The organism is Vibrio sp. PID23_8, from assembly GCF_003584965.1.
Taxonomy (GTDB): Bacteria; Pseudomonadota; Gammaproteobacteria; order Enterobacterales; family Vibrionaceae; genus Vibrio.
Genome location: NZ_LIXE01000005.1, coordinates 277,634 through 299,387 on the forward strand (window position 1 = coordinate 277,634; position 21,754 = coordinate 299,387).

23 protein-coding genes, 2 pseudogenes and 1 riboswitch are annotated in these 21,754 nt (G+C 45.5%); of the genes and pseudogenes, 11 read left to right on the plus strand and 14 right to left on the minus strand.

What is annotated here, in order from left to right; all coding sequences use genetic code 11:
* Nucleotides 1-25 precede the first annotated feature (25 nt).
* Nucleotides 26-568, plus strand: coding sequence for a cupin domain-containing protein (locus AK966_RS11570; protein ID WP_099078376.1), 543 nt, complete (start codon nucleotides 26-28; stop codon nucleotides 566-568).
* A 151-nt stretch (nucleotides 569-719) separates the two neighbouring features.
* Nucleotides 720-1,142: an Hsp20/alpha crystallin family protein gene (locus AK966_RS11575; RefSeq protein ID WP_099078375.1), complete on the plus strand. Its 423-nt coding sequence runs from the start codon at nucleotides 720-722 to the stop codon at nucleotides 1,140-1,142.
* Between the two features lie 126 nt (nucleotides 1,143-1,268).
* On the opposite strand, the gene AK966_RS11580 is transcribed toward AK966_RS11575, so the two are convergent.
* Both AK966_RS11580 and AK966_RS11585 read right to left on the minus strand, forming a co-directional pair.
* Entirely contained in the window at nucleotides 1,269-2,756 is a 1,488-nt protein-coding gene (locus AK966_RS11580) for an aldehyde dehydrogenase (protein ID WP_099078374.1), read from the minus strand.
* 175 nt (nucleotides 2,757-2,931) lie between these two features.
* Entirely contained in the window at nucleotides 2,932-3,474 is a 543-nt protein-coding gene (locus AK966_RS11585; protein ID WP_301182221.1) for a cupin domain-containing protein, read from the minus strand.
* A 245-nt stretch (nucleotides 3,475-3,719) separates the two neighbouring features.
* Between AK966_RS11585 and AK966_RS11590 the strand changes: the two genes are divergently transcribed.
* The 4 genes from AK966_RS11590 to AK966_RS11605 all read left to right on the plus strand — a co-directional run bounded on the left by AK966_RS11590 (nucleotide 3,720) and on the right by AK966_RS11605 (nucleotide 8,046).
* Nucleotides 3,720-5,051 (plus strand): aspartate aminotransferase family protein, encoded by a 1,332-nt coding sequence (locus tag AK966_RS11590; RefSeq protein WP_099078372.1) that lies wholly within the window; start codon nucleotides 3,720-3,722, stop codon nucleotides 5,049-5,051.
* Between the two features lie 90 nt (nucleotides 5,052-5,141).
* Nucleotides 5,142-6,638: a CoA-acylating methylmalonate-semialdehyde dehydrogenase gene (locus AK966_RS11595; protein ID WP_099078371.1), complete on the plus strand. Its 1,497-nt coding sequence runs from the start codon at nucleotides 5,142-5,144 to the stop codon at nucleotides 6,636-6,638.
* Between the two features lie 7 nt (nucleotides 6,639-6,645).
* Nucleotides 6,646-7,386 carry a glutamine amidotransferase-related protein gene (locus AK966_RS11600; RefSeq protein ID WP_099078370.1) on the plus strand — a complete coding sequence of 247 codons (741 nt, stop codon included), beginning with the start codon at nucleotides 6,646-6,648 and terminating at the stop codon, nucleotides 7,384-7,386.
* A gap of 432 nt (nucleotides 7,387-7,818) precedes the next feature.
* The gene (locus AK966_RS11605) at nucleotides 7,819-8,046 is read left to right on the plus strand and encodes a hypothetical protein (RefSeq protein WP_099078369.1); all 228 of its coding nucleotides are present in this window, start codon (nucleotides 7,819-7,821) and stop codon (nucleotides 8,044-8,046) included.
* 134 nt (nucleotides 8,047-8,180) lie between these two features.
* Here AK966_RS11605 and AK966_RS11610 read toward each other — a convergent pair whose 3' ends face one another.
* Both AK966_RS11610 and AK966_RS11615 read right to left on the minus strand, forming a co-directional pair.
* On the minus strand, nucleotides 8,181-8,699 hold the full coding sequence (locus AK966_RS11610) for a macro domain-containing protein (protein WP_119464201.1): 519 nt from the start codon (nucleotides 8,697-8,699) through the stop codon (nucleotides 8,181-8,183).
* A gap of 87 nt (nucleotides 8,700-8,786) precedes the next feature.
* Entirely contained in the window at nucleotides 8,787-9,206 is a 420-nt protein-coding gene (locus AK966_RS11615) for a VOC family protein (protein WP_119464190.1), read from the minus strand.
* Between the two features lie 13 nt (nucleotides 9,207-9,219).
* On the opposite strand from AK966_RS11615, the gene AK966_RS11620 reads away from it, so the two are divergent.
* Entirely contained in the window at nucleotides 9,220-9,480 is a 261-nt protein-coding gene (locus tag AK966_RS11620; RefSeq protein WP_119464191.1) for a CZB domain-containing protein, read from the plus strand.
* A 115-nt stretch (nucleotides 9,481-9,595) separates the two neighbouring features.
* On the opposite strand, the gene AK966_RS11625 is transcribed toward AK966_RS11620, so the two are convergent.
* The 4 genes from AK966_RS11625 to AK966_RS11640 all read right to left on the minus strand — a co-directional run bounded on the left by AK966_RS11625 (nucleotide 9,596) and on the right by AK966_RS11640 (nucleotide 12,811).
* The gene (locus AK966_RS11625) at nucleotides 9,596-10,081 is read right to left on the minus strand and encodes a VOC family protein (RefSeq protein ID WP_099078366.1); all 486 of its coding nucleotides are present in this window, start codon (nucleotides 10,079-10,081) and stop codon (nucleotides 9,596-9,598) included.
* 211 nt (nucleotides 10,082-10,292) lie between these two features.
* Complete coding sequence (locus tag AK966_RS11630) at nucleotides 10,293-10,529, minus strand: putative quinol monooxygenase (protein ID WP_119464192.1); 237 nt, start codon at nucleotides 10,527-10,529, stop codon at nucleotides 10,293-10,295.
* A gap of 35 nt (nucleotides 10,530-10,564) precedes the next feature.
* Nucleotides 10,565-12,412: a M3 family metallopeptidase gene (locus tag AK966_RS11635; protein ID WP_119464193.1), complete on the minus strand. Its 1,848-nt coding sequence runs from the start codon at nucleotides 12,410-12,412 to the stop codon at nucleotides 10,565-10,567.
* A 225-nt stretch (nucleotides 12,413-12,637) separates the two neighbouring features.
* Nucleotides 12,638-12,811, minus strand: coding sequence for a hypothetical protein (locus AK966_RS11640; protein ID WP_099078363.1), 174 nt, complete (start codon nucleotides 12,809-12,811; stop codon nucleotides 12,638-12,640).
* A 486-nt stretch (nucleotides 12,812-13,297) separates the two neighbouring features.
* Between AK966_RS11640 and AK966_RS11645 the strand changes: the two genes are divergently transcribed.
* Complete coding sequence (locus AK966_RS11645; RefSeq protein WP_099078362.1) at nucleotides 13,298-13,585, plus strand: hypothetical protein; 288 nt, start codon at nucleotides 13,298-13,300, stop codon at nucleotides 13,583-13,585.
* Here the strand turns inward: AK966_RS11645 and AK966_RS11650 are convergent.
* From AK966_RS11650 to thiD, 5 genes and pseudogenes are all read right to left on the minus strand, one after another.
* Nucleotides 13,488-13,995 (minus strand): annotated as a pseudogene (locus AK966_RS11650) (HAD family hydrolase). The gene AK966_RS11645 and the pseudogene AK966_RS11650 overlap by 98 nt on opposite strands.
* Before the next feature lie 41 nt (nucleotides 13,996-14,036).
* Nucleotides 14,037-14,555 (minus strand): GNAT family N-acetyltransferase, encoded by a 519-nt coding sequence (locus AK966_RS11655; RefSeq protein WP_099078508.1) that lies wholly within the window; start codon nucleotides 14,553-14,555, stop codon nucleotides 14,037-14,039.
* A gap of 154 nt (nucleotides 14,556-14,709) precedes the next feature.
* Nucleotides 14,710-15,435: a phosphatase PAP2 family protein gene (locus tag AK966_RS11660; protein ID WP_099078361.1), complete on the minus strand. Its 726-nt coding sequence runs from the start codon at nucleotides 15,433-15,435 to the stop codon at nucleotides 14,710-14,712.
* 189 nt (nucleotides 15,436-15,624) lie between these two features.
* Nucleotides 15,625-15,759: pseudogene (locus AK966_RS11665) on the minus strand (thiamine phosphate synthase); the annotation flags it as partial.
* Nucleotides 15,760-15,764: 5 nt separating this feature from the next.
* Nucleotides 15,765-16,637 (minus strand): bifunctional hydroxymethylpyrimidine kinase/phosphomethylpyrimidine kinase, encoded by an 873-nt coding sequence (gene thiD / locus AK966_RS11670; RefSeq protein ID WP_182852658.1) that lies wholly within the window; start codon nucleotides 16,635-16,637, stop codon nucleotides 15,765-15,767.
* 110 nt (nucleotides 16,638-16,747) lie between these two features.
* Nucleotides 16,748-16,858, minus strand: a riboswitch (TPP riboswitch).
* A 345-nt stretch (nucleotides 16,859-17,203) separates the two neighbouring features.
* Here thiD and AK966_RS11675 point away from each other — a divergent pair.
* The gene (locus tag AK966_RS11675) at nucleotides 17,204-18,589 is read left to right on the plus strand and encodes a TldD/PmbA family protein (protein ID WP_099078360.1); all 1,386 of its coding nucleotides are present in this window, start codon (nucleotides 17,204-17,206) and stop codon (nucleotides 18,587-18,589) included.
* Nucleotides 18,589-19,932 carry a TldD/PmbA family protein gene (locus AK966_RS11680; protein ID WP_119464195.1) on the plus strand — a complete coding sequence of 448 codons (1,344 nt, stop codon included), beginning with the start codon at nucleotides 18,589-18,591 and terminating at the stop codon, nucleotides 19,930-19,932. The genes AK966_RS11675 and AK966_RS11680 overlap by 1 nt, the downstream gene beginning before the upstream one ends.
* Nucleotides 19,933-20,009: 77 nt before the next feature.
* Here the strand turns inward: AK966_RS11680 and trmY are convergent, their stop codons facing one another.
* A complete protein-coding gene (trmY, locus tag AK966_RS11685) occupies nucleotides 20,010-20,609 on the minus strand; it encodes a tRNA (pseudouridine(54)-N(1))-methyltransferase TrmY (protein WP_099078358.1) in 600 nt (199 codons plus the stop codon).
* 158 nt (nucleotides 20,610-20,767) lie between these two features.
* Between trmY and AK966_RS11690 the strand changes: the two genes are divergently transcribed.
* The gene (locus AK966_RS11690) at nucleotides 20,768-21,292 is read left to right on the plus strand and encodes a DUF3087 domain-containing protein (protein WP_099078357.1); all 525 of its coding nucleotides are present in this window, start codon (nucleotides 20,768-20,770) and stop codon (nucleotides 21,290-21,292) included.
* The last annotated feature ends 462 nt before the right edge of the window (nucleotides 21,293-21,754 follow it).

The window sequence follows — 21,754 nt, forward strand, 5'->3', positions numbered from 1 at the left end:
TCTTTTGATAATCTAGGAGAGATACATGGATGTAGGCAAGCAACTTAAAACGATTCGTACCATGCGTGGTTTATCGCAACGAGAATTGGCTAAGCGAAGTGGCGTAACTAACTCCATGATCTCTCAAATTGAGCAGAACCTTGTGAATCCTTCCGTAGGATCATTAAAAAAAATCCTCGAAGCCATTCCGATCTCTATGGGTGAATTTTTCACCTTAGATGTTGAGCCAAAAGACGATATCTTTTTTAGCCCCGATCAGCTCGCGGATTTGGGTGATGGCCATATTCGAATGCTATTAGTGGGTGCGAAACGCGATGGTCGTCAACTGGCGATTTTGCGTGAGATCTATCCCCCTGGTTCTGATACAGGCACCGACTTCATGCAACATGAAGGGGAAGAAGGAGGTGTTGTGATTCGTGGTGAAATTGAAATCACCGTAGGTAGCCACACACAAGTACTGAAAGCTGGGGATTCTTACTATTTTGAAACGCGTAAACCACATCGATTCCGTAATAAGGGCAAAGTAGAGTGTGAGCTGATTAGCGCTGCAACGCCACCAACGTTCTAGATAATCGTAGTCGTGCTTCTGCTAGGCTGAAGAAACGAACGGAAATCGTACAGGCCTTTTGATTTGGATCAATGTATCGAAATTTTCGCCTTTATCTTCACCAGTAAGAGCCTAAACTTTATGCGAGGGTATAAAGAGTAAGGAGGCGAGTATGAGCTTAATTCCTAGAGATTCTTGGTCTGATTTTAGCCATTTGTTGGATAACGCTTTTCCGAGTATGCATGCACGTTGGAGCCATGGGCAGTTTTCTCCGAATGTCGATGTGATAGAAAAGGAAACGGCGTTTGAAATAATGGCGGATCTCCCTGGTGTGGAGAAGAAAGACATTTCAGTGACTTGTGATAAGGGAGTGCTGACAATAGAAGCATCCACCATACAGCAAGATGAAACTGTACAAGAAGGAAAATTCATACACAAAGAGCGTTACCAAGGCAAGATGGCCCGAAGCTTTACGTTGAGTAGCAATGTCAATGCCAATGACATCTATGCAGAATTTACGGATGGGGTGTTGGTTGTCGTCATTCCTAAAGTAGAGGCGACGGTTTCTGAAGCGAGAAATGTCGAGATTAGCTAACGCACATTGTATTGAAGAATAAGCGTAGCAACGGACTCCAACTGAATGGGACACTAGCAGAATGGCCTCAAACAAGAGGCCATTCGTATTTATAACTGATCAACAAAATCCAAGACCAATGTAGCTCTAGTCCAGCTCAATCCACGTTGATTTAATTTCGGTGTATTTATCCAGTGCATGTAAGGACTTATCCCTGCCGTTACCACTTTGCTTGTAGCCACCAAACGGCATCGTCATGTCTCCGCCATCCCAGTTATTCACAAATACAGTACCAGCCCTCAACGCACGAGAGCATTTTACTGCCGTTGAAATATCGGCTGTCCAAACGCCCGCAGCGAGGCCATAATCGCTATCATTGGCAAGCTCAATGGCTTCTTCGATAGTATCGAATGTCGTTACACAGAGAACTGAGCCAAATATTTCTTCTCTGAATATTCGCATTTCAGGCGTCACATCGGTAAAGACGGCAGGTTGGATATAGTAACCGCCAGTCTGCTCATGAACAGGTTGACCACCGAATCGAAGTGTTGCGCCTTCCTGTTTACCAATTTCAATATAATTAAGGATGCGATCAAACTGGGTTTTATCCACAATCGCGCCAACGCGAGAGCTGCCGTTAAGTGGATCGCTAGGTTGCCATTTGTCCATGTACTTCACCAGTAGCTCGATAAATTGCTCTTTGATGGAAGAGTGGACTAAGAGACGAGAACCAGCGGTACACACCTCTCCTTGGTTGTAGCAAATGGCAGTTGCGGCAGTTGCGGCTGCTTTCTCAATGTCTTTTACGTCGTAATGGATAATATGAGGGCTTTTGCCACCACACTCCATGAAGGCGCGCTTGAGGTTGGATTCGCCTGCAAAGCTTAAGAGCTTCTTACCAACTGCGGTCGAACCGGTAAAGGCAATACAGTCGACATCGTTGTGAAGTGCTAATGCTTGTCCAGCTTCGTGACCGAAACCGGGTAGGACTTGTAATACCCCATCAGGGATCCCCGCTTGAGAGGCCAGTTCGGCAAGTAATATTGCCGTAAGAGGGGACTTCTCGGATGGTTTAATAATGACCGAGTTTCCGGTGGCTAATGCCGGACCGATTTTCCACGCCGCCATGACCGTAGGGAAGTTCCAAGGGACAATAGCGGCCACTACACCTAAAGGCTCACGCGTTACAAGGGCGAGGGCACCGTCAGTTACAGGAGCCACTTCATCATAAATCTTGTCGATGGCCTCGGCATTCCACTGTATGCAGCGTGCAGTGGCTGGCGCATCGTATCCCATTGCGTCAGAAATGGGTTTCCCCATATCTAAAGACTCTAAGAGCGCAAATTGTTCTTGCTGCTCCTCAATGAGCTTGGCGTAGTTGAGTAACACGGTTTTGCGCTCTGCTGGTGGCAGTCCTGCCCAGACGCGAGAGTTAAAGGCATCTCGTGCTGCTTTAACGGCAATGTCGACATCTTCCCGGCGGCAGCGGGAAACGTGAGCGAGAAATTTCCCCGTCGCTGGGTTAATAATCTCGAATGTATCATTAGTGATAGAGCTGGTTAGCTTACCGTTAATGAAGGCTTGTGTGCTAAAACTCAACGTTTCGGCCTTATCGTGCCATGTTATAGTATCCATTCTATTGTCCCTACTCCTTTGTTTCGTTTAAGTAAAACCTAACGGAGGGCTAAACCTGCCAGATGGTTAAATATTGGCGGACAGTTTAAAGCCGTTTCTGATTCAAATTTGATGAAGCATCAGAGCGAATTCGTGGTTTAAACGGCTTGATGGCGACAACAAAATGAACGAAATACTAAAAACTGGCCGGCGAATTGGCGCTAACAATAACGCACACTTTATTACCTGTATTTCTAAAGCGGTGAGGACGAGTACTGTCAAAGTAATAACTGTCGCCCTCATTTAAAATCGCGACGGTTTCCCCAACGGTGAGCTCTAACTGTCCATCGACCACTACGCCACATTCCTGTCCTTCATGAGTTAACATTTCTTGACCGGTATCAGCACCAGGGCTTAGCGTTTCACGCAACATACCAATATGTCGTTCCTGGTGGTAGTGGCCAACTTGTTTATAGCTAATCAGTCCACGACCGATTTCTGGTTGTTCGTTTCTGCGTGTAAAAAATTGTTCTGGCTGATGTTCATCAACAGCAAAAAACTCTGCCATTGATGATGGGATCTTGCTTAACAGCTTGCTCAATGAAGCGACAGATGGGCTGACGGCATTGTTTTCAATTTGCGAGATAAAACCGTTCGTGACACCAGCGCGCTTGGCTAGTTCTCGTTGAGAGAGCCCAGCTTGCTCACGTAACACTCTGAATCTTGAACCAATTTCCACATCCATCATGATTTTCCTTTCCGTTTGCGTTAACGGACTGATTGATTAATAAACTAAACATAACTTAGCGGATGTATTTGAAAAAGCCAGCAGGTGTTCATGATTTAATCATTGCGAGCGCAAAAAAATCCGTCTATAGTCATTTTTGTTAAATATATAATAACATCTCATTTACAATTATCGAGTCAATTGTCCATGGTGTTTATAAAAAAAAACACCCAGCAAGCTTGTTAAGGAGTGGCAAGATGCAAAGTACCAATGCTCAATCAAGTCTGGAATCATTTTGGATGCCGTTTACGGCGAACGCGCAGTTTAAATCGACCCCACGAATGCTAGTGTCCGCGGAGGGGATGTACTATACCTCGGAAGATAAGAGACAAATCTTAGATGGCACCGCAGGGTTATGGTGTTGTAATGCCGGGCACGGTCGCCATGAGATCAGTGAGGCAGTGGCAAGTCAAATTCATACTTTGGATTTTGCGCCTACTTTTCAGATGGGACATCCATTACCGTTTCAATTTGCTGAATCTTTGGCTGAAATTGCTCCAGAAGGATTAAATCGAGTCTTTTTCACGAACTCAGGCTCAGAATCGGTTGATACCGCATTGAAAATCGCCCTCGCTTATCAAAGAGCCATTGGCCAAGGAACGCGAACTCGTTTGATTGGTCGTGAACGGGGCTATCATGGTGTGGGTTTTGGCGGGATCTCTGTGGGGGGGATCGTCAATAACAGAAAGACGTTCGGCACACTATTGACAGGCGTTGATCACCTTCCTCATACATTAAGCATTGAACAGAGTGCCTTTACCAAAGGGTTGCCGGATTATGATCCGGGCTGGGCAGAGAGTTTGCAAAATATCGTTAACCTCCACGATGCGAGCAATATTGCCGCAGTGATCGTGGAACCGATTGCGGGCTCCACAGGGGTCATCCTTCCACCAAAAGGCTATTTAAAACGTCTGCGTGAAATTTGTACCCAACATGGAATTTTGTTGATCTTCGATGAGGTTATTACCGGATTTGGTCGACTTGGTAGTCCGTTTGCTGCTCAAGAATTTGATGTGAAACCTGACATGATCACCAGTGCGAAGGGGTTGACCAATGGTGCGATCCCAATGGGCGCGGTATTTGTGAGTGATGAGATCTATCAAGCGATGGTTGCGCCGGAAAGTCAAGCGATTGAGCTGTTCCATGGATATACCTATTCGGGTCATCCAGTGGCGGCCGCTGCGGGTTTAGCGACGCTCGATATCTATCGTAATGAAAACCTGTACACCAGAGCGGCAGAGCTTTCTGGATATTGGGAACAAGCCCTTCACAGCCTAAAAGGCTTGCCTCACGTAAAAGATTTACGCAACTACGGTCTGGTTGCTGCGATTGAATTAGAAGGTATTGCGGATAAACCGGGCTCGCGTGCTTTCCAAGTGTTTACGCAATGTTTTGAGAAAGGCGCCTTGATTCGAGTGACGGGTGACATTATTGCATTGTCTCCACCACTGATTATCGAGAAGCAACAAATTGATGATTTGTTTAACTTAATTGCAGATGTTTTAAGCACGATTTCTTACCAAGAGTAATAACCGAAACCGCGCCAGCCGCTAACGAGAGTTAGTCACCAAATATAGTACGAACGATCAGGATAAATACAAAGAACAAGGAACAGTGAAATGTCGATTTTGGTATCAAATTTTATTAATGGGCAAGTGGAAAAAAGCACCAGCCAAAGAACCGCAGATTTGTTTAATCCGGCAAATGGTGAACTTCGAGGCCAGGTTCAGCTCTCTTCTGCGAGTGAAGCGCTGTCCGTTGTGCAAGTTGCCAAACAAGCGCAAGCAAAATGGCAAGCGACACCGCCACTTCAACGTGCACGAGTGATGTTTCGTTTTAAGACGTTATTAGAAGAGCATGCGGATGAACTAGCGACCTTGATCTCAACCGAGCATGGCAAGGTTCATAGCGATGCGATGGGAGAGCTGACACGCGGCTTAGAAGTGGTCGAATTCGCCTGTGGTATTCCACACCTTTTAAAGGGTGAGCATTCACTCAACGTTGGACGTGAAGTTGATAGCTACTCAATGATGCAGCCAGTTGGCGTTTGTGTTGGTATTACGCCGTTTAACTTCCCGGTGATGGTTCCATTGTGGATGATCCCTGTCTCTTTAGCTTGTGGTAACAGCTTTATTCTTAAACCTTCAGAGAAAGATCCAAGCGTGTCTCTTAAGCTCGCACAATTGCTGCAAGAAGCTGGATTGCCTGATGGGGTATTTAATGTCATCCAAGGTGATAAAGAAGTGGTGGATGCATTACTTGATGCGCCAGATGTCGCTGCCGTGAGCTTTGTCGGCTCGACACCGATTGCAGAAGCGATTTATAGCAAAGGCAGTACAAACGGTAAACGAGTTCAAGCACTTGGCGGAGCAAAAAATCACTTGGTGGTGATGCCAGATGCCGACCTAGATGGTGCAGCTAATGCGATCATGGGCGCGGCTTACGGCGCTGCAGGGGAACGTTGTATGGCGATTTCGGTTGCCGTCGCCGTCGGTGATGAAACCGCTGACAAGCTGGTGGAAACATTGAAACATAAAGTGCAGGAACTGCGTGTCGGCCCTGGGCTTGGCGTATCACCGGAAAATGAAATGGGACCACTGATTAGTGAACCACATAGGAATAAAGTGCGTGACTACATTCAATCAGGGGTTGATCAGGGCGCAACACTAGTGGTCGACGGGCGAGGCTGTGAAACCAGCGAACCTGGTTACTTTGTTGGTGGCACCCTGTTTGATAACGTGACACCAGAGATGACAATCTATCAGGAAGAGATCTTTGGTCCGGTTCTGTCTGTGGTAAGAGCGAAAGACTATCAGCATGCGCTTAAACTTATTAATGAACATGAGTTTGGTAATGGGACCGCCATCTTTACTCGAGATGGAGATACCGCACGAGACTTCACTGACAAAGTCGAAATTGGCATGGTGGGTGTGAATGTGCCAATTCCGGTTCCAATGGCTTTCCATAGTTTTGGTGGTTGGAAGCGCTCTGTATTTGGACCTCTCAATGTTCATGGCAATGATGGTGTGCGTTTCTATACTCGTATGAAGACCGTTACTGCTCGCTGGCCAAAAGGACAAAGGGAGAGTGAATTTGTGATGCCAACGATGAAATAGGTGAACGATGAGAATTGGAATAATCACGTGTGGGTATGTCGACCCGACTTTATTGGATGGCCATGGTCAGTATGCCGATATGATAGAACGCGCCTTTGCTGGTGTGAATGCTGCAATAACATTTCAAAACTATGATGCGCTGAAAGGTGAGCTACCTCGTTTGGATGAGTGCCATGGTTTTATTATTACTGGCAGCGTACATAACGCTTATGATGATTTGCCATGGATTCTCGCGCTAGCTGACTGGATTCGAAGTTGTGAAGCCAGAAGAAAACCATTGGTCGGAATTTGTTTTGGTCACCAACTCATTGCTAGAGCTTTGGGTGGGATGGTTGAAAAGTCTCACAAAGGTTGGGGGTTAGGTTGTTACGAAGTGAAAGTAGTGGCCCTAAAGAAATGGATGAATCTTGCCGTTGATAGTGCGCGCATGCTGGTGAGTCACCAAGATCAGGTGGTGATAGTACCTAAAGGGATGCGTGTTATTGCGGGTAATGATTTTTGCCCAAACTTTATGCTGGTGAAAGACAATCATATTTTAACCGTGCAAGGTCATCCTGAGTTTAGTCCAGAGTTTACTGAGAAACTGGTCAGGAAACGTCAGCACCTACTTTCTCAACATCAGTACGACGATGCGTTTGTTCAGTTGAAGAAGCCGAACGATTCGATGCTCTTTTTGCATTGGATGAATGCTTTTTTTACTCGTGAGCAGCAGAGAATCTGTTCCGATCTGCTGCAAAAGGTGGGGTAGACCCAAACAGCATCTTAATACGTGTGACGTGTTGCCAATAAACGCCATAACACCGGACAAAGCGCCTCTACATGACCCAGTCATTGGGAACACGTAGAGGCGCATTGTATTTATATTTGTCCTAGTCCCTGTCTTAGGTTGGAACCAAATAGGAAGCTAGAATGATCTTTATAAGCAGTAATATTAGGGTGAAATGCTAATGTCATGTTGCTCAAATGATGGTGTGTTTGCAATCATTTCATGTTCACGATGATGTTTACGCACAATATCGATAGTGTAAATATAGCTTCTGGTGAAAATTGATTTCCATTAAATTAGTAAGATTTCTGTATGCTAGATTGCGCGCAGATCAAGAAAAAATAGATATTCACGTGCTTCAGCGTTTCGACTTTATTGTGGACTTTTTAAGACTTAGTCGAAGTGCCGTTGAGTATGGAATTGATCATCTGGATTTACCGCAGTTGTAAAACGGAAGAAGCAGTAGCCTTCGCAGAAAAAGCGGCGGATACGAAAGAGTACATCAACCGCTGCATGTCTGATGAAACAACGCCAATTCAGGAAAACTACAATCCTGAGACGGGGGCGGTACAAGGTGCTAATCATTTCTCATGGAGTGCTGCACATCCATACATGTTGTACAACGGCTTCGTGGGTAAGTAACGCTCACTCGCCCTAAAGACGTTAATGATTAGGCGTGGAGATGGCTGCCCCTTGCATATGCAACTGCTTGACTTTTTTTGTTTAGGCACAATAAGATCAAACCGAACGGTGAAAATTGTTCGATATTTTTGTTTCTATTGTGCGGTGTTATCCAGGACTTGTTGCCAAATTGCCAACATATCTTCGCCGAACAGATAGAAGTGCATTGACAGATTTTGGTATTCCTCACGTTGGCAAACTGCCAATGCGACCTCTGCGGCTTCATGAGGGGGGTAACCAAACGCACCGCATGAGATGGCGGGCAAGGCGAGGCTCTGGCAACCATTGTCTAACGCTAAGTCCAAAGCACGTTGGTAGGCAGATTCTAATACTGCACGAGGGTCGGCAAATTTATCGTAGATAGGCCCAACAGCATGAATAACAAAGCGAGCATTCAAGTTACCTGCAGTGGTCATTCGTGCATCCCCCCAAGGGCAGCGTATGCCATTCACTTCTTCAATCGCGTAGCAAGCCCGTAAAAGCTCTGGCCCTGCGGCGCGATGAATTGCACCGTCCACGCCACCGCCACCAAGCATGCGAGTATTCGCGGCATTGACGATAGCGTCTACTTTCGCCTCAGTGATGTCACCATTAACCAGAAAGATAGTGTTCATTTTTGCCATTATTGAGAATGATGTTGTGGTTGATTCTAGAGCTTACAAACGCAAGTTGCCATACGATAGATCATCTAGAAGCACATTTTATTTTTGAGCTTTGAGCTCCACCACATTGCCCTCAGGATCTTCAATATACACTGAGCGCCCAAAGCCTTGCGCGCCATAACGTTCAGAAAATTCTGCAACATTTACATTGTGCTGGTGCAGATAGTCGAGAAGAGCTGCTTCTTCATAAACTCCAATTTGTAGGCAGAAGTGATCCAGATTGCGCCCGTCTTGGCTTGGCGGTTTTCCTCCTAGCCTGCCTAGTTCACCGTTGACGGTCACCAAATCAATAATGGCAGAGCCTGCTCGTAACTGGGTGAGCCCTAGGTCGGGTAATTCACGTTCAATGTGGCAGCCCAATATATCTCGATAGAAGCGTAGCATGTCGTTCAGTTTACAGGTTCTCAGCACCACGTGGTCGATCGCTCTAATTTCAATTGGGTTGCCGTGATTTGCCATCGGATTTTGTCCTTTGTTCTTCCTTGAGAAGAGTATATATCCAAGCGACTACAAAGGTGCGGGTACGCAATATAAAGAACGGCGTAGTTTTGCTCTGCTAGAAGAGCCACATAAGTTAGTGCACGAGCATGGAATTAACGCACTTAAGTATGGCAAAAATGCGGACACTCATTCGATGAACAACGCCATCAAAGCCATGGAGAAAGCCAGCTATGAGGTGGTTTACCAGCTTGATAGCTTATTGGATAACATCACCTCAGCCAAGTTTTGTTGAGTCGTAAGTGGCGGTGAATCTGCTTTTCAATCAATGGGGTAGCGATTAACCTGCGTGATTCAAACTAAAAAAGGATTGGCACAATGCCAATCCTTTCTGTCTCTTACGTGTTGAATTATTCGTAATCAGATGCGTAAGTTTCTTCGTAAGTATGCGAGTAAAGTTCGAATAGGTTACCAAACGGGTCTTCCAGGTAAACCATCTGCGCCGGTTTGCTATCGTCTTCTGGGTGGTAGCGCATGATATCCATACGTACTTTACCACCAAATTCTTCTGTGCGTTTGATCGCACCTTCGAAGTCGTCTGTTTGCAGACAGAAGTGGAAGATGCCGAGGCGAGAGAAATCCACTTCGTGACGTTCCTGACGCGCTTTCATTTCAAACAGTTCAACGCCGATACCATCTGTCGTCACAAGGTGTGCGATGTTGAAGCCTTTAAAACCTTCACCGAATACCGCGATACACATACGACCGATTGCCGTTTCGCGCTCTTCAATTACTTTTGTGTTGTTCATGACGATTTTTAGACCCAGAGCTTTAGTGTAAAACTCAACGGCTTTGTCCATTTCACCGACCATGATACCTACGTGATTCATTTTCATAACTGTGCTCCAAACGCTGATGATGATTGGGAATTCGTTTCGATGGAGAGAGTATATGGGGTGGTGTGAATTACATGAAATTATCAATTATTCTTATTATGATAAATTTATGTTATGCCTGAGTCGAAGATGCGTGGAGTAAAAGAGAAAAAAGCCAGTAGGGTAACCGTTGCTGGCTTTTAATGTGTGCTGTGCTGTGCTGTGCTGTGGTTTAACCGATGTACGACATTTCATTCAGAGTAAAGACATCCACAGCACCCTCAGTGGCTTTCATGTATTCCACTAGGTGCTCGTTACCCATGTGTTGTTGCCATAGTTCGCGTGATTCCCAGTTTTCGTAGAAAGTGAAATGCGCTGGGTTTTCGTTATCTTGGTGAAGGTCGTAGTTGATACAACCTTCTTCGGCACGAGTGACATCAATCAGTTTAAGGAGTTCGGCTTTTACCAATTCTACTTGGGTATACCCCTAGCTCTTGGTTTCGCTTATCGACCGTACGTCTCTTGGATGTAGCGCTCAAACTGCTCGCACATCTGCTCGTCTGAGACTGCATTGCTTGCAAGCTCTTTGCTGCCATCCACCACTTTAATGCTGGCATTTAAAGACGCCACTGGGGCACGTTCACGAGTTTGCAGCGAGGCAATCTTCTTCTGCTGCACTTCCCATGCTTGTTCTGGGGATAGGTTACACACATCTGCCAGATACTTAGCGTTAAAGCCTTCACCCGTGAGACTAACGATAGTCTCGTTGTGCGATAGGTGGTTACCTGCATGCCAGTAATGTTTCGCCAGTAGCGGACCAATCTCTGGGTTGTCAGTCAGGTAGCCAAACTTGTCGAGGAAGTAAGCTCGAGTCTGGTAAACCGCCATGTGTGCTAGCAAGTAACCGTGGTAGGCACACGCTGCTTCATCAGACAGAAGGTGTGGAATGGCCATCAATGGGCGTGGGCTGCATTCCAAACCAAGGATCTGCTTTTCACAATCGCGCGCCAGTTTAGTGATGCGCTCTGGCGTCAGTTCTTCATCGTTTAATTGGTAAAGCGCACGTTCAAAATACGGCACAACTAGAATGCTGCGCTCTTCGTACGCTTTGAATGGCTGACGGCTGTTGATCATCGCTTGGATGATCTCATCCGGTACTGGATTACCTTCTGCGTCCAACGCGTATTGTTTTAGCCAATCGGCATCGGTCAACAGGCTGTCACAGAACATGGATTGTGTTTCTGCGTATGCCATGGACGTCGGGGCGAACTCTTGAGAGAAACACGGCGCGTTCATCTTCACGTTAGAGAAGTGCGCAGCGTGACCACCTTCGTGGAACAAGGTGTTGATGCCATCGTAGCCGCTGCCAACTTGGTCTGGCTTAGCATTACTGGTGAAGTTCACTTGCGCTGCAACCCACTCGCCTTGGTTGTAGAACGATGGGATAGGTCCATGGCAGAAACCGTTCGGGTATTTGCCTTTGCGATCAAGCAGGTCTAGCGTCAGTTCTGCGCCTGAATATTCGATGTTAAGACGACCGAACGACTCCACCCAGCGACGCAGCGATTTTGAGAACGGTACGTACGGATCTAGGTCACGCATGACGTCACCCGCGAACGAGTACACAAAGTTGTAGCCAGTCAGTGCGCTTTGACCTTTTTGCTCAGCAAGGTTTGTTAAGCTGCTTAGATGTGCTTCGCGCGTGCGTTGTTCAAAGTCATCCAAGATGTTGAACAGTTGCTCTGAGCTCATCTTCTCTGTTTTCTTCACTGAGTAATCAAAGAAGGTTTCGTAACCTAAAGAACGCGCAAATTGGTTACGCAGTTTGATCAGCTCAATAAAGCCGTTTTGTAGCAACCATTGCTCAAGGTCGAGCAGCGTTTGGTGTGCTGATTGACGCACTTCTTCGTGATTGTTGGCGCGAATCGTCGAAGACAATACCGGCAAAGATCCTTCTATCTGCTCGCCGTTTTCATTGGTAAACATCAGGACGTGGTTTTGCTTTTTCTCGAACAACTCGGCTTCAAATGCAATCAGAGCATTTTTTTGCGCTTGAGCTTGCTCGCCTTCAATAGCGTGTGATTCAAACGTGGCTAACCAGCCTTGCAGACCAATTTGCGTTTGTTGTTTCTCTTGTGGATCAGCGATCGCTTCAGCCGCTTCAAGTTGTGCTTTGATGGCTGAGATTTGTTCGGCGTTGCTTAAAAAATTCGTCCAAGTTGTTTGTGCTTTTGTCGAGCCATCGTGGTCGTCGCTGATGCCCATGTACGTTTCCCAAAAGAAGTCTTCTTTGGTGCGATGGATAGCGAGGTAACGTTGGTTGAGGTCGTTTAGGTATTCCGTTGCTGTCATTTTGATCCTTCAAATGTTTGCTTTATTGAGGTTTTTATCGTCGTCGATTATGGCATGCACAAGTAGGGGAAAGGAATGGCTGAATGTGGATAAAATGTTATTTTGCAATTGTCGTCGGAAGGTATAGGTATAGGTATAGATAACGAATGACGAGGTAAAAGAAGCAATGCTACGTGTTGAGGGATGAGGCCGAGCGATCACTCACTCGGCAGAAATGGTGTTTCATTACTCTTCTGGGTATTCGCCTCTCTCTTGAGTTTGGCCTTCTGCTTTCCAATGTTCGTTTGGATCGAATGCTTCATCACAAAGATCAACGGTGTAACCCATTTCAGTGATTTCTTTAAGGGTTAGATTATCTGCAATTTTCGCAGTATCACCCGCTTTATTGCGCAGTTCCATAAGATTCCCTCCTGTACCGTTCTCTGTCTATACCCAAGTAACCGAGTATCGAGAGGTTACTTGGGTATAAGTATATATCTCTTTGCGCCTAATGATGGGGAAGAGCTCTTTATTTTTGCAACACATTGGAGACGCGCTTTAAGTTGAGATAACAATACGTCTTAATATCATAGTGATAAGTTTCAAGTGGTTTGTGAATGTGGCACTGATGTGGTTTTGTTTGCGCCACGCATAATGAATCTTATCGAAGTGATACCTAAGCGAGTGTGATCTTCGCCAATCTTGCCGAGAGCGTTATGAGAGTGATTTTAAATTTTATTACTTAATTAACACGTTGATTTATAATGTTAATTTTGTGTTCATGTTGGCGGTGGTGATGTTCGCTAGCGTGCGTAAAAGAAAAAGTAAAAATTATCTAAATTAGGCGGGGATATTTCCGTGCCAGAGAGTACAATCCTGCTCCTTAGTTGTATTGGGAGCAGAGTTATGACCGCTAAGCCAGATCGAATGACCGCAATGCGCGATATCATTACACAAGTGAAAGCAGAACTGCCGATCTACGAACCAGAAACGTTTGTTTGTGGGCCTGAAGGTAAGTGTATTGGTTGTCCGAAAAAATTGTTAGAAATGGTCGATTCTGAACTGAGTTATTGGGAGTCGGCAATGGAGCGCGGTATTACGCCTCAGTTTGATGAGCTGCGTCGTTTTGGAAAAATGTGTACCAATGTGCGTCGTGGTTTGATTCGTAATAACGTGCCATTGTTGAATGCTTAATCAATAATTCTCGAGGATTGAACCAAATGACGTTTAATCCGGCTTCCAATGCGGGGTAAATGTCTTTTTTGGGAAGGTCTCCCACCACCGTGAGTTGATTGACAGGAACACCAAGTTGCTCGGCAATGGTGTGATAGAAGGCTGGTTGATTTTTCTGGATGCCAAGATTAGCAAAGCAAAGTAACCAGTAACGAATTGATCGAGTTTGACTCGTTGAAAGGCGCATTGTACATCTTCCAGGGAGGAATCTGACGCGCTGGTGGCAATATAAATAGGGTACTTACTCGAGAGCTTAGCTAAGGTTTCTCTCGCTTGGGGAATAACTTCTACATATTCCCAATCGCACATTTTCCTTGTGCCTCGGGAAAATCGACCATTAAGGTGTTTCCCCAATCGAAAAGAGAAATCATGTTTGAATCTCCTTTATTCGTACTTTCTGCAAAATATGCCCTTATTTTTGCAGTGAATAGAGTTTATCGGCGTACTTTTGTTCACCTATTTTATACGCACCTGGGATGGTTTCGGTGAGTTGGAATCCGCACTTTTCCAGAACCCGTTCAGAGCCAATGTTGCCCTCCGTCACCTTGGCGGAAAAGTGCGAAATCTGATGTTCGTTTGTTGCCCATTCGATGACGGCTGCGAGTGATTCCGTACCGTATTGCTGGCCATAAAACTCCGGCAACAATAAGTATCCCACTTCGGCTTTGCCTTCTTGCAGAACAAAGCCTGTAATTCCAATAGGCTGCGAGGTTTGCTTTTCGTAAATCACTAAACATAACCAATGATCACTTTGTGGTGTCCATGCAGGTAGGCGTGACTCGAACTTGTGCATCAGATCGGAGTCAGAAGGTGGATCAAAACACAGGGTGATAATGTGTGGATCGGTGTGCAGACGTTGGTACAAAGCCCAATTGTCCATCGTAAGCGGTTTAAGTGTCGTTCGATGTGTTGTTATGTTGAGCGAAAGCACGCACAGTTCCCCGCCTTGTGATTGAGTGTTATTTCTCAAACATATCAAAAATACTTTGATAAACAACATCTAATTCTAAGTTTGGTGTATTAGGTTTATATCAAAAAAGAAGCCAGCAACTTGCTAGCTTCTTTTTATCTGGACTTGCTGAGCTTTATTTTGCTGTTAAAGAAATAAAAGGCAGTTTTTTGGTAATTTGAAACACAGGGATCAAACTGAACACTACCGTAACGAACACCACCGAACCAATCAAATCCTCAATTCTGTGCATGCCGAGCCATAAACGGCTGTAAGCCACGCCCATTGCCCACACCCACAAAGTTACAGCAGAGAAATAGCACTTATGCTGCAAAAGTAACCCACCAAAGAAAGCTAAGCAGATAGAAACGAAAATCGTATGACCAGATGGGAAAGAGTAATCCTTTTCGCCTTGCCAGTGACGAGTGCGCCATTCGCTGACTTTCTCAGAAATCTGTCCTATAACATTCGCTTGCTGTGGGGTTGCTAGTTGATAAAACGCTTCTGGGCGCTCAATCAATTGCTCTGCGGCAAGCAATTCGGTGTAGGGACGTGGGCTTTCTGTCATCAGCTTTAAGCCTGTTTTGCTGGCAAAACCAATCACCAGTAACAATCCCAGCATAGACAGTTTTTGCATCCAGTCAGACTGGGTTGGTTTGAAGCGATAAAGGGACAACACCAACAGCGTTAAGGTAATCAAAAAGCCTTTGCTGCCCGCAGAATCCGTCAGCAGAGTAAAGAGAATGCCAGTGCCATCAGAAACGTGAGAAGTAAGATCGTGATACGAGGCAAACAGCGAAAGCGGGATGATGCCAAGAATGAACAAGGCGAGCATCATCAAACCGTATTTTTTAGTTTTCATCAAAAGTCATACAGCAGTCGAAATTAGGCAGCTATCTTACGACAATCGATGTGAAAAACTTATCAACGCTGTGTCAATTCGAATGTGAAAGTGACATCGATGTCGTTCATTGATGAAGCGCGGTATTAGAAAGTGTTGAAATGCAAATGCGCACATCCATAAGCGCTTTGTGTTTAAAGGACAAGTAAGCTAGTTCATCAAACGCAGTAGGTACTCCGATGCGGCTTTTGGATCTTCCGCATGGCAAATGGCCGAAACCAAAGCCAAGCCGTGAACGCCAGTTGCGCCAAGCTGCGGAATGTTACTTTCGTTAATACCACCAAAGTGCATTAGCGCACATGCGTGTAATCTGCAAAAAAGTGGTTCACAGGACCATGACCTTTACCGACTTCAAGCTCATCTGCGTGCGCGATGGCTTGGCTTATATACTGCTTACCCAGATGAACGGATTTGTGCAGATTGTTGCCTTGACCAAGGTAAGACGCGATAGCTGAAGACAGGGTACAGCCTGTGCCATGGGTGTTTTGGGTTGAGAAGCGCTTGGCGCTAATCAATTCAGAACTGTCTGGCATGATCAACAGATCGTTGCTGTTTTCGTCTTTCTCTAAGTGGCCGCCTTTTAACAGCACTGCTTTTGCACCTAGTGCACGTAAATCAGAAATCATATCGTTCATTTCAGACTCTGATTGAGGCACCGGCTTGCCCGTCAATGCTGCACCTTCAGGTAGGTTAGGGGTAATGATGTCTGCTAGCGGAATCAGCACTTCTTTTAATGTGTTGATCGCCGACAGTTCAAGGAGTAAATCGCCGCTGGTGGCCACCATTACAGGGTCAACCACAAGGTGTTTAGGGCGGTATTGCTTAATCTTGTTGGCAACGGCTTTAATGATGTTGGAATCTGTCAGCATGCCGACTTTGACGGCGACAATGTTGAGATCGGTAAATACTGCGTCGAGTTGGCTTTCTACATGGTCGAGAGGAATAGGGAAAATGGCAGAAACGCCTTGGGTATTTTGCGAAGTAATCGCCGTGATCACTGAGCAAGCAAAACTGCCGGTTGCGGACATGGCTTTGATGTCGGCTTGAATGCCTGCGCCTCCACCGCTATCAGAACCTGCAATCGTCAACACAATCGGTGTGTTGGATGAAGATGTTGCTTGTGGCAGTGTTGATGGTTTTTCTTGTCTTGACTGCTGCGCCATGGTTGCTCCTATTACAAGACATATAGGAACAGACTTGGCCATCGCAAAGGAAGATTGTTGATCGGATCCGTTGAGGCTAGCTGAACTGATGGAGTTCAAGATCAGCTAGTGGCAAAGTGATGATAGTTCCCTACGTCAGTGCTAACTGAATCAGGTTCAACGGGTCTCGAATTTCGATCTCAGCCAACGCATGAACTGCATTGGCTCCCCGACTATTTCGCAAAGAGCATAGCAGTTCCCCCAGTGAAGCTGCACGTGCTTTTTCCTGTTATGAGGATCTATCGATTAAATATGAGATGTGGCAGAGGTAATAGAGGATAGACATCAGAGCAAATGACGTGCTGCATTGAAAGTCGCAGCAAAAGACACCATCTAATATCGAGATATCGACATATTACGTAACGAACCGTTCTTTAATTTAACAAGGATTAGCATAAAACAAGGTTAAAAAAGTGTTAATATTTAACGCGTTGCCAATATGTCTTTGAGTTATCTTATGAAGCGACTAGATAGAACCTAACTCAAAGACAAGGAAGGCGAGAACGATCAACGAGCAAGGAGATCTCATGCTTAATTCTGTAACGGCGAAAGCGGTGATAGATCACGCTCTGTTTTTAGGGGCTGATTTCGCTGAGTTATTCGTTGAACACCATCAAACCAACACGGTCCAGATCGCATCTGGTGAAGTGGATAAGGTTAACTCGGGTATTGATTTTGGTATCGGTATTCGTCTCTTCTTCGGTCATAAAGTGCTTTACGGTTACACCAACAGCACCGATGAAGCCGAACTGAAACGCGTAACCTCACTGCTTGCTGCAAAAGACAAGCGTGAGCAAATCGTTTCAACAGGTTCTCTCAATCTGAACCGCTACCCAATTCAACATGGTTGTCGTATGCCACTTGGCAAAGACGCTAACCTAGATTCTAAAATCGCTTTCCTATTGCAAGTTGACCAAGCAGCACGTGCAGAGAGTGAACACATTAGCCAGTTCATTGGTAGTGTGCTTCAGCGCGAACAACAAGTGTCTATCTTCAACTCAGAAGGTCTACACGTTGACGATACTCGCCATTACATTCGTGTTGTTGGTAATACCGTCGCTCAAAAAGGTAATGAGCAATCTTCTGGTATGGAAGGGCCAGGTGCACTTGCTGGTTGGGAGTTCAGTGAACAACTTGATGCGAAAGAACTCGGTCAAACTATTGCGCAACAAGCGTTGGTGAAACTTGGCGCGGATGCGTGCCCATCGGGTGAAATGCCAGTGGTGATTGGTAACGGCTTTGGCGGCGTTATCTTCCACGAAGCGTGTGGTCATTTGCTAGAAACCACTTCAGTTGCTAAAAAAGCATCCGTATTCCACGACAAGATGGGCGAAATGATAGCTCACACTGCCGTGAATGCAGTTGATGATGGTACCATGACCAACGAATGGGGCTCGATTCATATTGATGATGAAGGCATGCCGACTCAGCGTACTCAGTTGATCAAAGACGGTAAGCTAACGAGCTTTATGGTTGACAAAATGGGTGGCATGAAGACAGGTTACGAGCCTACAGGTTCTGGTCGTCGTCAAAACTACAAGTTCGCACCGACTTCGCGTATGCGTAACACCTTTATTGAACAAGGCGAGCATTCACTTGATGACATGCTGGCAGGTATCGAACGTGGTATCTATGCGAAGAAGATGGGCGGCGGCTCGGTTCAGCCGGGCACGGGGGAGTTCAACTTTGCCGTTCGTGAAGCTTATCTCATTGAAAATGGCAAAATCACCAAACCTCTGAAAACAGCAACGCTTATCAGCACGGGGCCAAAAGTGTTAAAAGAAATCAGCATGGTCGGCAAAGACATGGCGCTTGCTCCGGGCATGTGTGGTTCAGTAAGTGGCTCAGTGCCAACCACAGTCGGTCAACCAACATTGAAAGTAGATAATATTCTGGTAGGAGGCGGTAACTAATGAGCCAAGAACAACAACTTCTTAATGCGGTTGATTACGTCCTATCAGAAGCAAAGCGTCAAGGTGCAGAAGCTGACGTGATTGTAAACCGCAACAGCAGCTTTTCTCTGAAAGCGAACCAAGGACAGTTGGATGAGTACAAAGTAAGCTCAAGCCAAGTTCTGGGTGTTCGTGTTGTGAAAAATGCGCGCGTTGCAACAAGCTACTCTGAATCACTAGAGCAACCAAGCTTAGATTTGATGCTGACCAATGCACTGCAAAGCGCTCGCTTTTCTAAGCAAGATGAACATCAGACCATTAGCTGCGTGAATAGCCAAATCACGACCGATGTAACTGAGATTGCGCAAGAAGATGCGACTTCAGTTGACGAAAAAATCGAACTTTCTCTCGCGCTTGAGCAAGGCGTCGTGGCTCTACCTCACGCTTCTAGCTCACCTTACAATGGCTATAGCGATGGCGAGACTCAACTGATTATCGCCAATACTCAAGGCACGTTGTGTCAACATTTCGAACGATCGTTTACTTGTTATGCGTATACCTTGTTTGAAAAAGACGGCAAACAGTCGATGGCGGGGCAAATGTCACTTGGACGTCGTTTTGATGAGTTGAACCCAGCTTACTGTATCGAAGGCGGTTACAACCTTGCTCGTGATCTTCTCGAAGGCGAGCCAGTTGCGACGGGTAACTATCCAGCTATCTTCCACATCAATGCGCTAGCAAGTTTGTTTGGCGCATTCGGTAGTGCTTTCTCTGGTGTCAGTGCAATGAAAGGCATCACGCCGCTGGGTGATAAGCTTGGTCAACGTGTTGCGAGTGAGTTGATTACCTTTACCGACGCGGCTTATATGCCAAATGGTATGGCCATTGCGGGTTTTGATAGTGAAGGCTTTGCTACTCAAGATAATGTCATGATTGCCAATGGTGAATTGAAAACCTTGCTACACAACAGTCAAACAGCAAGTTACTTGGGTGCAGTCTCGACGGCAAGTGCTGCTCGCGGGGCAAAATCGAGCCTAGACGTATCCGCAAATCACAAAGTGATTGCGACAGGTGACAGCTGTGCGTCAGAAGTAAAAGCGGGTGAGTACTTAGAGCTCGTCGAACTTCAAGGTGTTCACTCTGGCGCGGATGCAGTGAGTGGTGATTTCTCATTTGGTGCTAGTGGCTTCTTGTGTCGTGATGGAAAGCGCGTTCAACCAGTGCGTGGCATCACGGTCGCGGGTAACTTCTACAAGATGCTGCAAGAGATTGAGGCAGTAGGTGATACTCAGCTTATTAACGATAGTCGTACTTTCTTCTCGCCAGACGTACGCTTTGCACGTTTGAGTATCGGTGGTAAGTAAACCTAGCATTCCTATAGAAACAAAAAGAGGACTCAATGGAGTCCTCTTTTTTTTATCGAATGATTAACTCGCGAGAATTAAAATTCGCGGATGTCCAATTCATTGTGGATCAATACCACACACTGAGAAGCGAAAAGCATCTTAGGACCTAAGCTGATCTTTCCTGTGCCAAGGCGCTTTAAGCTGTTAAAGGACTTCTTCGGCATCGGAATATGGTCAGTTAGCAAGAAACATGGGTTTGTCCCGATTTCTGCGTCACGGACAAATTCGCCTTTTTTGTCCAACATATATAGCTGGTGGTCTTCTGCCAGTTCTTGCACCAGACGTTCGAAGCTTACCGTACGAACGGTAATACCAGGCTCTACTTCACGAAGCTGCTCTTTGCCCATACCCACAGACGCATCTAAAGCACGAGCGACCGCTGCTATCAACGTTGACTCATGAAAGCCGCCGATGTTAGTGATGTCGTTTGAGCGAATCGTAATAGTACGTGAAAAATCCTTGGTGCTCTCTAGAACCAAGTACACAACCACATCTTCGCGATGAGATTGAGCAACGAACATGGTGTTCATCATGGTATGAGCAAGTATCTCTGTATGCGCTTCATTACCAACACCTTCTAACAGTGCTTTGCTGGTGGTTGGTGCCGCGCGAGCTCGTAAAACAAAAGAGCGCATGAATTTAGCCTCTATATAGGAAGAGTGAATGCGCGGAAGTATATACCCAAGCAGGGAAGGGATGCGAGTTTAATAGCAAATGTGAACTTACTTACAAAGCTTCGATTGCCGTACGGAGTATGCTAGTTAGAATAGAGGCAACCTGTTAGGAGCGGTATATGGAAATCAAAAAAATAAATAAACAAGTCTATAGAAAGAAGGTTAACCTGGTGATTGGTGGCTTTGTTGCCTTGCTTGCTATCTCTTCTCTTGCTTTTAGTACGCTATTAATCGTCTTGTTTGGTAATACAGATGTAGTACCTGAACAGTCGACGGGGAACTTTCATTGGAACTTAATTGGTGTTGTGCTCGCCTTAGCCACTTCACTGTCTTTGTTGAACCAATTCAAAACACGCCCTTATATGGAAGAAGTGTTGTATGTCTGGAAACTCAAGCAGCTGCACAACAAGATCTTTCGCAAACTGAAAAGCATTAAAGCCGCTTCTGCTGAGTACGACATAAAAGCGCTGACGATACTGAAATTCTACTATACGACCCAAAGCCAGGTGTTTGAGCTAGACAACAACACATTAACGATGAGCAGTGTGAATAAAGAATTAGAGGCAATTGAGCAAATCGAAGCGTCGCAATCACTGGATCTTGATATAAACAGCTTTGAAGAGTCTTGGTTAGACACATATTGATTGCCGATTTGCTACCTAATGCTAACATTTGAGTGCTAAAAATAAGCATTTGAGTGAGATTTCATCACTCGACGCTTTTTTTTAAGTTTTTTTCTAAAAAAGGGTTGCCAAGAAAAATCATCTCCTTATAATGCGCCTCCGTTGTCAGGGCAAAGCGGAAACGCGAAAGCAGTTGGCAATGAGGCGAAAGAAAAGTTTCTAAAAATTAATTTTAAAAAGTGTTTGACACTAAGAATTAATTCCTTAGAATATGCCTCCGCTTCGTTAGCAAAGCTTACGAAGCAAGCTCTTTAACAATATAGACCTATCAATCTGTGTGGGCACTCGTTGATGATAATCCAATTAGATACCTTGGTATCAAATTAGGTTTCAATGAACTGAGTGACCAATCAAGTCGCAAGACTTGGCACAGTCAATTCATTATCGTTCTGTTGGAACGATAATAGCTTTAAAATTACTTCT